The 14,333-nt window shown below is 44.8% G+C and carries 16 protein-coding genes and 3 pseudogenes; 13 read left to right on the forward strand and 6 right to left on the reverse strand.

Annotation, left to right across the window (positions count from 1 at the left end; translation table 11 throughout):
- Positions 1 to 12: 12 nt before the first annotated feature.
- The 11 genes and pseudogenes from P378_RS03040 (at position 13) to P378_RS20770 (ending at position 6,880) form a co-directional block, all read left to right on the forward strand.
- A complete protein-coding gene (locus P378_RS03040; RefSeq protein ID WP_180260953.1) occupies positions 13 to 321 on the forward strand; it encodes a 2Fe-2S ferredoxin in 309 nt (102 codons plus the stop codon).
- Between the two features lie 35 nt (positions 322 to 356).
- Positions 357 to 983 (forward strand): Fe-only nitrogenase accessory AnfO family protein, encoded by a 627-nt coding sequence (locus P378_RS03045; RefSeq protein WP_099082230.1) that lies wholly within the window; start codon positions 357 to 359, stop codon positions 981 to 983.
- Between the two features lie 227 nt (positions 984 to 1,210).
- A complete protein-coding gene (locus P378_RS03050; protein ID WP_099082231.1) occupies positions 1,211 to 2,029 on the forward strand; it encodes a beta/alpha barrel domain-containing protein in 819 nt (272 codons plus the stop codon).
- A 138-nt stretch (positions 2,030 to 2,167) separates the two neighbouring features.
- Complete coding sequence (locus P378_RS03055) at positions 2,168 to 2,356, forward strand: hypothetical protein (protein ID WP_099082232.1); 189 nt, start codon at positions 2,168 to 2,170, stop codon at positions 2,354 to 2,356.
- Positions 2,357 to 3,016: 660 nt separating this feature from the next.
- On the forward strand, positions 3,017 to 3,187 hold the full coding sequence (locus tag P378_RS19335) for a hypothetical protein (RefSeq protein ID WP_180260954.1): 171 nt from the start codon (positions 3,017 to 3,019) through the stop codon (positions 3,185 to 3,187).
- 6 nt (positions 3,188 to 3,193) lie between these two features.
- Entirely contained in the window at positions 3,194 to 3,457 is a 264-nt protein-coding gene (locus tag P378_RS03060) for a hypothetical protein (RefSeq protein ID WP_099082233.1), read from the forward strand.
- Positions 3,458 to 3,474: 17 nt separating this feature from the next.
- Positions 3,475 to 3,699: a hypothetical protein gene (locus P378_RS20760; protein ID WP_238472810.1), complete on the forward strand. Its 225-nt coding sequence runs from the start codon at positions 3,475 to 3,477 to the stop codon at positions 3,697 to 3,699.
- 358 nt (positions 3,700 to 4,057) lie between these two features.
- Complete coding sequence (spoIIR, locus tag P378_RS03070) at positions 4,058 to 4,594, forward strand: stage II sporulation protein R (RefSeq protein WP_420795967.1); 537 nt, start codon at positions 4,058 to 4,060, stop codon at positions 4,592 to 4,594.
- A gap of 698 nt (positions 4,595 to 5,292) precedes the next feature.
- A complete protein-coding gene (locus P378_RS03075; protein ID WP_099082235.1) occupies positions 5,293 to 5,574 on the forward strand; it encodes a hypothetical protein in 282 nt (93 codons plus the stop codon).
- A 404-nt stretch (positions 5,575 to 5,978) separates the two neighbouring features.
- A pseudogene (locus P378_RS20765) lies at positions 5,979 to 6,232 on the forward strand (cache domain-containing protein); the annotation flags it as partial.
- Positions 6,233 to 6,388: 156 nt separating this feature from the next.
- Positions 6,389 to 6,880 carry an HTH domain-containing protein gene (locus P378_RS20770; protein ID WP_238472814.1) on the forward strand — a complete coding sequence of 164 codons (492 nt, stop codon included), beginning with the start codon at positions 6,389 to 6,391 and terminating at the stop codon, positions 6,878 to 6,880.
- Positions 6,881 to 7,641: 761 nt separating this feature from the next.
- Here the strand turns inward: P378_RS20770 and nrfD are convergent.
- From nrfD to P378_RS03095, 3 genes and pseudogenes are all read right to left on the reverse strand, one after another.
- Positions 7,642 to 8,802: an NrfD/PsrC family molybdoenzyme membrane anchor subunit gene (gene nrfD / locus P378_RS03085; RefSeq protein WP_099082236.1), complete on the reverse strand. Its 1,161-nt coding sequence runs from the start codon at positions 8,800 to 8,802 to the stop codon at positions 7,642 to 7,644.
- Between the two features lie 37 nt (positions 8,803 to 8,839).
- Complete coding sequence (locus P378_RS03090; protein WP_099082237.1) at positions 8,840 to 9,625, reverse strand: 4Fe-4S dicluster domain-containing protein; 786 nt, start codon at positions 9,623 to 9,625, stop codon at positions 8,840 to 8,842.
- Positions 9,626 to 9,651: 26 nt separating this feature from the next.
- Positions 9,652 to 11,206 (reverse strand): annotated as a pseudogene (locus P378_RS03095) ([FeFe] hydrogenase, group A).
- 744 nt (positions 11,207 to 11,950) lie between these two features.
- Here P378_RS03095 and P378_RS03100 point away from each other — a divergent pair.
- Positions 11,951 to 12,529 carry a hypothetical protein gene (locus P378_RS03100; protein ID WP_238472812.1) on the forward strand — a complete coding sequence of 193 codons (579 nt, stop codon included), beginning with the start codon at positions 11,951 to 11,953 and terminating at the stop codon, positions 12,527 to 12,529.
- Positions 12,530 to 12,588: 59 nt separating this feature from the next.
- On the forward strand, positions 12,589 to 12,810 hold the full coding sequence (locus P378_RS03105; protein WP_099082239.1) for a hypothetical protein: 222 nt from the start codon (positions 12,589 to 12,591) through the stop codon (positions 12,808 to 12,810).
- A gap of 10 nt (positions 12,811 to 12,820) precedes the next feature.
- Here P378_RS03105 and P378_RS03110 read toward each other — a convergent pair whose 3' ends face one another.
- From P378_RS03110 to ppnP, 3 genes and pseudogenes are all read right to left on the reverse strand, one after another.
- A complete protein-coding gene (locus tag P378_RS03110) occupies positions 12,821 to 13,105 on the reverse strand; it encodes a YkvA family protein (RefSeq protein ID WP_238472813.1) in 285 nt (94 codons plus the stop codon).
- A gap of 165 nt (positions 13,106 to 13,270) precedes the next feature.
- Entirely contained in the window at positions 13,271 to 13,459 is a 189-nt protein-coding gene (locus tag P378_RS03115) for an indolepyruvate ferredoxin oxidoreductase subunit alpha (protein ID WP_099082240.1), read from the reverse strand.
- 257 nt (positions 13,460 to 13,716) lie between these two features.
- Positions 13,717 to 14,027, reverse strand: a pseudogene (gene ppnP, locus P378_RS03120) (pyrimidine/purine nucleoside phosphorylase).
- Positions 14,028 to 14,333: the final 306 nt, after the last annotated feature.

Below are 14,333 nucleotides of genomic sequence, written 5' to 3' on the forward strand. Positions count from 1 at the left end.
GGGTTGGGTCAAGTGATTAAGCCGAAACGTCACATTTTTGTCTGCACGAGTTCCAGAATGAACGGTCAGTCCAAGGGTTTTTGCCAGAGCAAAGCCGGTGTGGAGATCGTGGAAAATTTCCTGGAAGAAATCAGAGACCGGGACCTGGGAGGGGAAGTTTTTGTCTCCAACACCGGCTGCTTCAGCCTGTGCGAGAAGGGTCCCATCGTGGTTGTCTACCCGGATAATGTCTGGTACGGCGCTGTCACCCCCGGGGATGTGGAAGAGATTATGGATGAGCACATCGAAGGAGGAAACGTGGTCAAGAGACTGGAGATATAGACAATAACAAACTCCTGGAAAAGGGGGAGAGTCTGATGCCCAAGGAAATAGCTGTTTACGTGGGTGAGAACGGAAAGACCACCGACCTCTATCAACAAGGCAAAGTCATGATCTATCAAAGGATGCAGGGCCGGTGGAGTGTGTCCAGGGAAAAGGACTTTTCCCTGGGCGAAAACTTTAATATCAAGGCTTTACGGGACCAGATGAGTGAACTGGTTGATTTCCTCGGCTCCTGCAAAACCTTTGTGGGGCTTTCCGTCACCGGTATCCCTTATTTTGCCCTGGAGAAATCCCGCTGCAGCATCTGGGAATTTGAGGGGAACCCGGTGGAGTTCCTGGATTATATCCTGGCCAAAGAGGAAGAAGAGCAAAAGGAAACCGTGGTGCAAAACGCCGTCAGCCCGCCCGTTCCGGTGGAGACCTTCAGCGGCTGCTACCGCATTTCCATTAAAGAAATTCAGGAGAAGAACCTAGGTGTTACCTCCAAGCAGGCCCTGTTGCCCTTTGTCCGGCAGGGTAAATTCTACTCCCTGGAAGTCCTCTGCAACCACATCCCTCCCTGGCTGGAAAACGAAATCCTCGTCAACGGCATGGAGAGCCGCACCGAGGTCATTGGAAAAAATGAAATCAAGTTAATCATTACCAAACCATGCTGCAACTAAAAACCATTCTCAATTCAACCGGGGACGGTTCTTGACTTGAATTGAAGTTTTTCCCAGTTCCTATAAACGAATTATTTATCAATACGGGGCGTTTCTGAACTGTAATTTAGTTTTCCCCAATTCAATTTGAGAACTGTCTCTGCTTGAATTCTTTAGTTTCAATTCAAGTCAGGAACCGTCCCCACTTGAATTGAATGAATTGGCTTTGGTTTTGGAGGGTGATCTACGTGAATACGGTCTACTTTGTTGATACCACCCTGCGTGACGGGGAACAGGCGGCGGGGGTTGCTTTTACTGTGGATGAGAAGGTGAAGATTGCCTGGTTGCTGGACCAGGTGGGGGTCTACCAGATCGAGTCGGGCATACCGGCCATGGGAAAGCTGGAAATGGATGCCATCTATCGCATCCTGTCCCTTGATCTAAAAGCCAGGGTTTCCACCTGGAACCGGGCCACCCTGGGGGATGTCAAGGCTTCGCTGGCCTGCGGCGCCCGCAACCTGCACATTTCCGCCCCGGTTTCCGACATTCACATCCAATACAAGTTAAGATGCAGTCGCCTTTGGGTGCTGGAAAGCGTCAGAAGGGCGGTCAGTTATGCCCGAGAGCACGGCTGCACCGTAACCATCGGTGCCGAGGACGCCTCCCGGGCGGATATGAATTTTTTGCTGACATTTGCCCGGTTTGCCAGGGAGGAAGGGGCCAGCCGCCTCCGCTTCGCCGATACCCTAGGTGTGCTGGACCCCTTTACCACCAGGGATAAAGTGGCCCAAATCATTCAAGAGGTCGGGATCGATGTGGAGATGCACGCCCATAACGACTTCGGCATGGCCACCGCCAACGCCCTGGCCGCTTACCAGGCCGGGGCCAAATACCTCAGTACCACCGTTTCCGGCCTGGGGGAGCGGGCCGGCAACAGTTCCTTTGAGGAAGTGGTGAAAGTGCTGCAACGGGTTAAAGGTGTAAAAATAGATGTCCCGGAAGAAAAACTGGAAGAGCTGGCGCAAACCGTGGTCCTGGCCGCCAACAGGCCGGTCTCTTTCTTTTAGGTACTTGGGAAACCCCTAAAAGGTTGATGATGTCTCACGATGTTAAACCGTTTTGACGATTATATGTGAATAAAATTCATTGCATATTTCAATTTTTACCGCATACCCATTATCCTAAAACATTGGGGAGATGGGTGCATGTTTAGGGATTTAAAACTTATCATATATTTACAGATGTATAAGGATGATCCTAATAAGCTGGTGGAGTTATTTAACCACCACAGGGAAGAGCTGCTTAAGCTAAAAGAAAGATACCCGGCTTGGAAATCTTTCGTAAAACCCGAAGTCCTTGCGGCGTTAAAAAGCAAGGGACTACCAGTGGACTAAAATATTTACACTTTCACAAGTTCCAATGGCCATGCCTGAAATACAACCAACCACCAGGAAAACCAATTTATCACCTCGCTTACTATGATAAGCTGCTCAATCTAAGATACACGTTTAGTCCTACCTTAATTTCAATTTGATTTTACTAACGCAAGACCACTTTTACATCCCGATGCAGGATATAAAAGTGGTCTTGCGTACCCCGACTGCTATAAAACGCATATCTCTTAGGTACCAAATACAGAAAACGCCTACCGGCTCGGGGGGCGTTTTCTATAGCAATTGATCTCATTGGCGGAGGGATAACCGCAAATCCCGACCCTATCCCAACCGGAACGTTTCTACAATCCACGATACCCACTGGATTTTTTCTTTCACCAATGTCAGATTCATTTTATCAGCCACCTTTACCTGAATTTACCACTCAATCTTAGGTTTTCCTGTTAAGTTTGAAATGATACCAGGAAAAGCGGTATTAATGGTGAAATAATACAGGAGGGCCACAAAAAACGGTTAGGGGGATGACCTGTGAAATGTATTTATGAAGATACTCCTTGCAAATGCAACACCTCCTGTCAGGATGAATGTGATGACTGTTACTGCCGGAAGTGCCCCCTTAAAGAAAGGCCGCCCCATTATTAATAGGTGAAGGTGGGTATTATGCAGGTAATTCTGGCCGCCGCCGGCTGTGGGCAGCTGAGTGAGATAAGGGAAATCGTGACCAAACACCACCAGGTAATTCTTGGATCCATGGACGGCAGCCGGTTAAACTCCCTGGTGGACGTAGTGGGCAAGTTGCAAATACCGGTTTGTTTTTACGAAACCGGCTGAGACCATATGCGCAGAATCGTTGCCGTGGGCAACTTGACAGGCGTTTTACCGCTGGAAGACTTTGCGACAGAAGAGGAAATAAAAACCCGGCTGGACAGGGAATTCGGAGCCAACTGGCGGGAAGTCCTGCTGGGGAAAACCAAACCCTTTGATTACCAGCATTTTTACAACGTTTTCCTGAGGGTAACGGACGTGGTATTTGAAGATCAGGGTACGGTGTTGTCCCTGATCAGCAAGCCCCTTGAAGTTTACAACATCATCACCGGTTAAAAGGGAGGTTGGAAAAGATGGAACGGGAGGCCCCCAAGGTAAAACTGGATACCGTGATCAAACTGTGCACAGAGGGGATCGAAATGCTTTCCCAGGGGAAGGTGCAGGAAACCATGAACGGGCTTATGCACACCCTGGAGATGGCCAGGCAAATGCTGGCGGTCCATAACGGCAGGGGTGAGGTGTGGGTGAAGGCTAAGGTAAAGCTGGGCAATGCAGAGCCGGGTACCGTGGACGGTTAATCAGAAACGACGAGAGCGGCATGCTGGTCCACTGGGTGGTGCCGGGCAGTACACGCCCGCTGGTGGATTTGTTTTTACGGGACCAATTTGAAGAATACATCGAACTGGAAGGTCAATGCAATCAGCACCACTAGACAACAGCAGAAGCTTTGGCCAGCAGGTTAACGAATGGTTTAAATCGGCAAGTACCCCCAGGGTTTTTTAAAAACTGACCACGGCGGAAGCTGTGGTTTTTTTGTTTTATTATGTATAAAATTGGCAGAAACCTCACATACTCTTAGTAGTTAATTAGTGTATGTGGGGTGCAGATGTGTTATATACAAAAAAGAAGCGATATCTTCTTTGTTTAATCATCCTGTTGCTTGGCCTGGTCTTTTTGTCCTACCGGACCCATGTTCAGCATGAGTTTGCCAGCCAGCTGATTCGCTTTCATGTGATTGCCAACAGTGATCGTCTTGAGGACCAGACTTTAAAGCTTCACGTAAGAGACGTCATTGTAAATGAAATGAAAGAACGGTTCCGTCATGCGTCAAGCAGGCAAGAAGCAGAAAAAATTGTATTAGACAGTATGGATGAAATTAAAACACTGGCCCGGGAACAAATTAAACGTGAGGGAAAGGACTACCGGGTGGCTGTGATGATGGGTGACTTTGATTTTCCCACCAAAACCTACGGTACCTTAACCCTGCCCGCGGGCAATTATCATGCGGTAAGGGTGGTCATTGGCGAAGGAAAAGGGAAAAACTGGTGGTGCGTCCTGTTTCCTCCCCTTTGCTTTGTGGACAGTGTAGAAACACTGGATAAGAATGAAAGGGCAAAAGGAATTAAGGTATTTGAAAAGGAGAACGTGGAATTCAGGTTAAAATGCGCAGACTTTTTAAAGATTTTTAGTTAAATCGCATTGTGTTCAATCAAGGGCAGTCACCAAGCGGTGACTGCCCGCTGCTGATCGCCCGCCCCTAAAAGATTGATTATTTATAAAATTTAAATGGACTTGTTTGTACAGGGTTGGTAACTGTTAAATAAAATATAGAAGAATGTTTATTTTTGTAATATAATATTCATATGAAGTTAAGCGAAGGGCAAAACGTCAAGGTAATTAATTCAATACCGGAAGTTCTCCGGGAATTGACGCCTGCGGAGATCCCTCTGGCGGGACGGGCAACCGTCTAGTCATGGGTCGTTGAAACAGGAATCTCTGGGTAGGAATATTTTTCTATGAAGAGAGGAACGGTACACTAAAGAATAGGTTTGTAGTAAAATAAAACCATGTAATACGAACCATTCGTTTAACAATGTTTTTGCCCTTATCTTATATCGGAAAGGACAGACCGCGTTGCAAAACAAAAAAACCAACCAGAAAGCCAACTATTTTGTCTTTGTTGTGCTCATTTTGTATGTAATGGTAGCCTCTTCGGCCCTTAAAAATTTTAATGCTACGTACAAACCCTGCAGCTAAGTCCGGGAATTCACCTGGCTGTTTCTTTGGGTGCTTTAGGACTGCTGGGGGCAGGGCTTGTACTGTTAAACAGGTGGGTCCAGAACTGGTTGCCAAAGAAAATGGATAAATAACATATTTGGAGGTATCGTATCATGCAGCACCCAACCAACACCAGAATTATCTATGCGGACAACCCGGAAGAAGCAAGACAAAAATACCTGGCCCTGGCCATTAAAACCAAGGACCCCAATCCAGGGGTGGAAGTTCTAAAGCCCCTGGAAGACGAAGAGTTTGATATTGAGTCCGATATCAACTTGATCGGTGAGGTTTCCGTAGGACCTTCCATCATGGCAGAAATCCGGAAGGACCCCCCAAGGGCCTATGTGGTTTACTACCTGGAGGATCCCAAAAACTTTGCAGAGTCTGAATCATAGACAGTTTTAAGTCCCGCATCCAAATAGGGTGCGGGGCTTTTCTATAAAACCAATCATAGATAATTCAGAAAATTTTACAAATAATAAATAGTTTTGCTTAATTCAGCAGGTCTAATTAAATATCTGTCGAAGTTTTTTAATAAAATAAAGTTTACGGAACGGGAAGGAGAATACTTCAGATGCAATCACTTAAACAGCAAATCACCATCCTTGTCGTTGTCGTAACGCTGGTCCTTGCCGTTTGCTTTATGACTGCAGTGGGCTTACAAATCAAGAAATCTTCGGAACTGGCAGCCATAACAAAGGCAAGGAGTGACATGGCTACAGGCAAGACCATCATTGACCTGAAATATCCCGGGCCCTGGCGGGAGGTGGACGGCTATCTCTACAAGGGTGACGTGAAAATGAACAACAACTTTGAGATCGTCGACTATATCAGCAGCCTGACAGGGGATACCTGCACCCTGTTTCTTGGCAGCACGCGGGTGTCAACCACCATAAAAAACCGGACGGACAAAGGGCGGTGGGCACCCATTCTTCGGACGTGGTGGCAAAAAGTGTGCTTTCCAACGGTAAGGAGTATCTTGGCGAGGCCGAGGTGCTGGGGGAAAAATATCAAACAGCCTACAGCCCCCTTTATGATGAAAGGGGCAATATTATTGGTATGTTTTATGTGGGCATTTCAAAAAAATTTTATGATGAACTGCTCTACGAGTCGCTTTTAAGAATGGCTTTTATCGGGGTTGCCTTAACGCTGCTTGTGTTTGCCGGATCCCTTTATTTTACCCAGAGATTTATCATAAAACCGTTGAAATTGATAACCGCTGAAACACAAAAAGTTACCTCCGGCAATGTGTCTGCTTCGGTTGAAATCGGAAGCAAAAATGAAATCGGCGAACTGGCGCAATCCTTTAACCAATTGGTGGAGTGGATCCAAGCCTTAACCTATCAAATCAGTAAAACAACAGGTACAGCATTACCCCAGGTGAATAACTTTCCTAATGTAGAATCAAAAAACGAAACAGCATTTCCCAATAGCAATCAAGCCATCGGTACCTCTGAATATATGGAAGACTGGGGCGAATTGCCCAAGGGGTTAAACGAGGTTACACTTCAACAAATCCTAGCTTTTTTGAAAAATAATAAAGGAAATCTATCGGTGTCGGAGATCGCTGAGGAAGTAAAACTCACGAAAGTGACAGTCCGTCGATATCTTGATTTTATGGAGAAGTGCGGCAGGGTGAAGGTGGAAATGCAGTATGGTCCCATTGGCAGGCCTTTAAAACTATATACTTATTTAAAATAACAATCAACCGCACAAATGGTTTAAGGCACAGGCTCTTAAACCATTTTTATTTTGGCACAAAACGCCTATACATAGACAGACCTCATTTACTTAATTTACTTTATTAATTAACTTTATTTTTTTAATGGGACAAGCAATCAGGGGAAGACCTGATTTTAGTGGCTTGGAGAATACCTTAAATAGTGATTAGAATATTTAGAATAGTTTTAATATATTTTTATTTTACATACTTTCATAAAATTGCCCTTTCTACGAAATCAAATTACAATGAAGTAAGCTTGGAGGAGCAAGCATCCACCCCGTTCTTAGCAGTAGAAGTTAAGAACAGCTTTGGGAATCGTCGAAGAGTGTGATATAGGTTACTGTTAAGTACGTCCAGGTGAAATAAACTTAACATGTACCTATCTATAGAAAAACCCGATTGGTACCGGGTTTATTAGGAAAAATGCAGGCGCGGTTTTCCAAGTTTTTTATGAATGAAGGTGGTGCTCAGTTAGCACCACCTTCCACCTGGACAATACATTGTCTCAAAAATGAACAAGTGTATTTTTCTGGCACACAAAAGTTTACAAGTCGTTCCTTATTAGTGCATAATTCGCATTATATTACATGGAATGTTTGTTGCAATTCTTATTACGTTATAAAAATAGTAAAGAAAAAAGAAAACCCGACTAGGTCTCGGGTTACTTCGAAAAACAATGCAGGCGCGATTTTTATAACTTTAAAAAGAGGGGCGGGGACGTATACCACCGCCCTTCTACCTAGCTGGGTTGTTCATTAGGCGGCATGGCGTGATGATCATCGTGTTCAAGGATTCGGAAGTTTTCAACGATGAAACAATAAGCCAAAACACCCATGGCTACCAGGCCGGCGCTCACGATAAATTCCCCCAGGGAAGGAACATAGGATACGCCGGTGGAACGGATCATACCTATGATTACTACGTTCATACGGTTCAGTACCACGCCGGAGCTTACCAGTAAACCGAAGACAAATAAGCCGGTGCGTGATGCGCTGAAGCCGCTGAAGCAAATAAAGATGGGAATGATGATACCAAAAACCATTTCAATTAAGAACATGTTAGCTTCAAATGTACCGTTAAACATTAGGCCAAATACGTCTCGACTCATTAGGTCGTAGATTTTCAGTATCAGATATACTATCATAGCATATCCTGAAATTCTTATCAACTTGCGGAGGATCGGAATCGGGATCCAGTGATCGTAAGCTTTGCCGGCCAGGGTGGTTTCCACGCAAATCATCGCAGGTCCTACGAAGAAGGAAGAGATTAAGAAGAACAGGAAGATAATGGGTGACCACCACAGGGGGTACAGCTTATCAACCATGAGCAGGTACAGGCCGCCCAGTGAAGACTGGTGCAGGGTGGGGAAGATAATACCAACGATCATTAACACGGGCAGGGCTGCCTTAGCTATATTATGAAATTTTGTTCCGACGCGCTCAGTGGCAATCTCAGCAAATTCCAGGATCTGTACAGTGGTATAACAGGACACACACCAGAAAACTTCAAACAGTACCGAGGAGTGACCCCAGGATACGAAGGGACGCCAGAAGTTAAACCACTGACCGATATCCAGGAAAAGCCCGGCCATGACCAGCAGGTAACCGATCAAAGACGTCAGCATAGCGCTGCGGGCGATGGGAAGGAAATAATCCCTGTGCAGAACGTGAACGATCAGAGCTGTGCCGTAACCGCCGCCGGCCAGTGCAACACCGCACATTACGTCAAAAGCGATCCAGAGGCCCCAAGGCCATTCGTCGCTTAAGTTTGTAACTGTGCCAAGACCGGTTACCAGACGATAGATAATAATGGCAGTGGCAACTGCGGATAGCAGCAGCAATAATACGCGGATAGGAGTAATTCGAAAACCCCACTTTTGGGCTTCGGCGTGAGACGCCATATATATCCCCCCAGTTTTCTAAAATGTGATTGCCTGTTTAGGCTTTGATATTTTTATTGTTTTCCTTGGAAATTTGGCTGCGACGTTTGGTGTAGTGATACAGACCTGTCAAAATGATACCCCAGGTTATACCCACATAGGGAGTTGCATGCATATAAGCAGCGGTATAACTGGGCAGCGGGCGCTTGGTAACATTGGTCTTAAAGCCTAATTGTTCAAAGGGAATATCCGAGATATAAATCCATTCGGTGCCGCCCACCTCTTCTTCGCCGAAGATGTGCTTAACGTACTTGGAATCTTTGGCAATGATGGACCTGGCTTCTTTCAAGAGTTCTTCACGGTCGCCGTATTTGAATACTCCGGCCGGGCAAACGGATACACAGGCAGGGGCTTCGCCCTTGGCCACCTTGTTGCTGCACATCGTGCATTTGGTTACCAGCGGGAACGCTTTATCCCATTGAAATTTGGCAATATTGAAGGGACAAGCTACCATGCAATACCGGCAGCCGACACAGAGGTGGGGGTAATAAATAACCGGACCCTCTTTGGTCTTCTGGAAAGCCTTGGCAAAGCAGGCAGAGGCGCAGGCAGGTTCTTTACAATGGAAACACTGCTCTTTAACAAAACGCCAAACAGGCTGGCCTTCTTTGTTTTTCACCTCTTTTCGGTGAACAACCGTCCAGTTTTTGTCGGTCAGTTTGGCTTTGTCTCCCATAGTAGGAGTTTTTTCATCCCATTTATTATCGTTATACAATTTGCAGGCAACGGTACAACCGCCGCAGCCCACACATTTGGTCAAATCAACCAGAACGCCTTTTGACATGGATCTTCACCTCCTAGGTTATACAGTTACGCGTCCTTCTTAACAGTCAGTTGTTTACTGCGATCAGTATAGTGGGTGTGCAATAATTCATGGGCCAAATGACTGTTGGGGTTCTCCAGGAACTTTTGGTAGAGGGCCAGAACCTCTTTGTTTTCGTAACTCTTCCGCTTGGCGTAAATATGAGCATCGGCATTGTAAATGCTGTTGATGCGGGCTTGACGCACCTGGTCAGACGGCGGTAAAGAGGTACGAGGTTGGCCACCGCCACCGATGCAACCGCCGGGGCAGCACATAAACTCGATAAAGTGCCAGGGAGCTTCTTTTTTGCGTACAGCTTCCAAAATCGGACGGGCGTTGCTCAAACCGTGTACGACAGCAACTTTTACAGCCCCTACACCGGGAATATCAACCGAGGCTTCTTTGCAGCCCTTGAGACCGCGAATGGGGGTCAGGTTCAACAAAGCTTCCGGTGACTCCTGCTTGGTAATCAGGAAGTAAGCGGAACGAATGGCTGCTTCCATAACACCGCCGGTGGCGCCGAAGATTAAGCCGGCACTGGTGCTTTCGCCCAACAGGGAGTCATACTTTTCGTCCTGCAGGGAGTTCAGGTCAATGCCTTTGCTCTTAATTAAGCGGGCCAGTTCACGGGTGGTGAGAACCACGTCAACGTCTCTCATTTCCGGTTTTCCGCCATGCTTACCGGCACTGTTCATTTCCGGACGGGCAGCTTCAAATTTCTTGGCGGTGCAGGGCATGATGGATACCGAGAAGATTTTATCCGGCTGATGCCTTTTTCTTTGGCATAATAAGTCTTAATCAAAGTGCCAAGCATTTGCTGGGGTGACTTGCAGGTAGACATATGGGGCAGCAGGTCAGGATAGTAATATTCACAGAACTTCACCCAACCGGGGCTGCAGGAAGTGAACTGCGGCAGGGGTTCGTGAATTTGACCGGTCACTCGCTTGATTAATTCAGTAGCTTCTTCAAAAATTGTGAGGTCCGCCGAGAAGTTGGTGTCGAATACAGCATCAAAACCCAGTTTTTTCAGAGCTGCAACCTGCTTGCCTTCCACGAAGGTGCCGGGAGCCATGCCAAATTCTTCCCCTAAACCAACTCTGCTGGCCGGGGCGGTTTGTACCACCACGTGCATGTTCTTGTCTGCCAGGGCTTTGACAACCTTGTCAATGTCGTCACGCTCAGTGATGGCCGCAGTGGGACACCACAGGGTGCACTGGCCGCAGTTTACACAGGTAATGTCGTTTTTGATAGGAAGCTCATAGTACCCGTATACAGTCTGGACCCTTTGACAAACCTCTACGCACTGGCCGCACAGAACGCACTTTTTGTCATCCCGGGTAATGGAAGGTTAGCAGGATCGATGGGAATACGACCCTTTACCTGGACAGGGAAGGAACTGGCAACCTGGTACTGTTGTGGCATCCAGCCCTTGCCCCCGGCGGGATCTGTACTGCAGCCGGCAATGGTTGCAGTGATACCGGTAAGACCAATACCCCCCATCATTTTGAGGAAGCCCCGCCTGGTGATTTGCTTTTCTTTTTCTTTGGCCACTTGGTTCTGCATAGGTTTTCCCCCTTTGCTAAAAACTACTTTTGCATATGCATGCTAACGACTCTGCTAACAATAATGACACTGTAGAGTTGTTAGCTAATTGCCCGACTATTCGACAAATTAACTATAATGTTCTATTTGTTGCAAAATTAAAAAAACCTTCTTTTTATTAAAAAATTATTAAAAAATATTAATCATGAAATTTTTGCATAGAAGAGCATACCAAGATTTTTAGTTAGAAAATTTAAAATATATATACTAGTAAAATAATTATAGATAAAATAGTTTGAGTTGTGCCAGACTTAACGGTTTGGGCCTAGATTACATAAAGTATATTACCGCGATTTTTTTAATTATTATTTTGAGGTTCGCTCATCTGCATAAAACTATTTATAGTGAATTTTATTCAGGAAATTTAACAATGTGCAGCAAGGACGAGTGAAAATAAAGTGAAATGAATCACATTGTTGTCACGATAGGAAGAAGGGTTGGGATGCAGACCCGGCTCATAATTTGACTTTGACTAACCTTAACCTAAGTTCATTATAGCACCTGGTCTGTAAAAGACAATAACAATTCAAATATTTTTATAAAATTTTCATAAATAGTAAATAATAAAAGTCTTAGAGGAAACAATGAGTTAGTTTTGCCTTTTGGAAGGATTTTGCTGACTGGTAGGGAATTGTATTTTATATCTCAATTGCAATGGACCATCATCTTGCAGGTAAGGGGGGAGTAACAATTATCCCGAATGAAGTGAAGAGTAAGAAGTACGGAGAGTATTATATTTTTTACCTCAAGGACATTAAAGTATTACGAATTAAATGTGAGCTGGGCCCCCCGGAAATTATCGCGAATTTAAACAGGGATCGTTCCATCAGTTCCCTGGGGCAAAAACGCATCAGGGAGTTTTTTGAAGGAACCGGTTTTGAGAAAGGTAATGTGGCCAACTGCCAGGTCCACTATTATAAAGAAGGAAAAGCTGTTTATGAGAGCCTTTCTGAGATAGAACGCAATAAATTTTTGGATTTCTGTATGGAGACCGCCCTGCAGGGAATCCTGGGGGAATTAAATGACATTGTCAGTTACTTCAGTGGGTTGGAAAAGCAGTTCAATGCCTCCATCGAGGAAGGAGCAGAGATATTTTGCTCCCCGGAATTTGAGGAAAAGTACGATACCCGGGAGATGATCGCCGAAGTATCCAATGAACTGGCTCGGATTTACAAGAGCAAACCCAACCCTAAAGTGGTTCAGTGGGCGGAAATACTAATACATAATTTATTGAAGGATATTTTTAGCCTGGGTTATGCCATCGGCAAAGAGGATATTGAATAATTATATAAATACAAATCATTTAGGAAAGGAACAATCTACCGCAGAAAAGGGTGTGCTTTATGGTGGAGAGAGGAAAGGCGAGAGGAAAAGTCATTCAATTCACACCAAGGGAGAAGCCAAAACTAAAAAAATTAAATTATACCGATCCCGCACAAAAGCAGCTCAGACGAGAAAGAGAACAGCAAAGGAAAGATGCCCTTGTCCGCAGCAAAGTTGTTAAAAATGTGGGGATTTTTGTGGGTCTCTGTGTTGTGGCTTATTTGATCAAGAGTTTATTATAAAATCAAATCATTATAGCAAAAAAGCACTCCGTGGCAGTCCACGGAGTGCTTTTTTGCTATTTTTGCTAAGGAACTTTCGATGAGCCTTAATCACATCATAACCTCGTTTTATGCCCCATAACAGGACAACCACATCATCGGCCCGGCCTGTCAGGGGTAGGAAATCGGGCACAAAATCAATGGGACTGATAAAATAAAGCAAACATCCACCCATTTCATATTTGAGCCGGCTGGGAACCGCAGGGTTTAAAAGTGCTTGCGCAAAGAACACGCATTTTTTAAAAATGTTTACCATCTAATTGCCCCCTCGGTCCGCTTCGTTAAAATACTAGTTCTGCATCACTGGGCTAAATCCTCTGTTTTTAGAAGCATGCTCCTTCTATTATTTCCTTTATTAAATCAAGTATTTTTTTGCAGTAAAGATACAGGGGACGTCTCTTTGACGTCCCCTGAAATTATACTACAGTTCCATGATGGTAAAGGCACCGCTGGGGCAAATTTCGATACAGGTTTCACAACCCATGCATTCTGCAGCATCTCCGGTTACTTCTGCTTTGTCATCTACCATACCCAGGATTTTAGCAGGGCAGGGGTCTACACAGGAACCACAACCTGCACATTTGTCCGGATTAATGGATACCATAAACATCTTAATTCCCCCTTCCAGAAATAGTATGCATTATGAACTACGATCTTTTCGGATACAAAATTATTATAAAAGAAACCGGTTAACCAGTTCAATCATTATTAAATCCCTGAATTGTTTTATCCAGGAAAAGAAGCGCCTACCGGGGAACAAAAGGAAAATAACCAGAGCTTACCACCTTTGGATGCAAAGATCGGTGTTAAAAACTGGAAGTCTCCAAATAAGAAAAAACTTGGCTATCCGCCAAGCTTTTCTGCTAATTAATCAATATAGGAACAACAATAATCTGTGGGGGTTTTAATTTCTAACTGAAACTTGGAATTGGCGGGGACTTCAAAGACACCTTCACCGTTAATGGTATTCCACTGGGTTTCTCCGGGCAACCGGTAACGAAGCTCACCGGCCAGGATTTCCATGATCTCCTTTTTGGCGGTCGCAAATTCATACTCTCCGGGCAGCATAATGCCCAGTGTTTTTTGCTGCCGTTCGCAAAAAAGACGGTTCTGCTGGTTACTTTGCCATCGTAATAAATATTGGCCTTTTTAACGACGGTCACATTGTCAAACTGCATAAAAACAACCTCCTACTATATCCTTTTAAAATAATTTCTTCCTATATTAAGAAATCCCCTCTTTTTCAAGGAATAGAAAAATTATTCCTTATACCACTAGCGTTGCATAAATAAATTTCCAAAATGTCAATATCTAAAATTCTAGAAAAAAACCAATAAATCATTGTTTTTCCAGCAATATCCTGTAAAAATGATTAAAATCTCCTTATAATTGAGGTATAACAGGTAGTCCTGTCCATAATCTCAAAAATAAGGAGACATCGCATGGACAAGGATACCAATAAATCCACATATAATCAACTGTTT

The organism is Desulforamulus profundi (genome assembly GCF_002607855.1).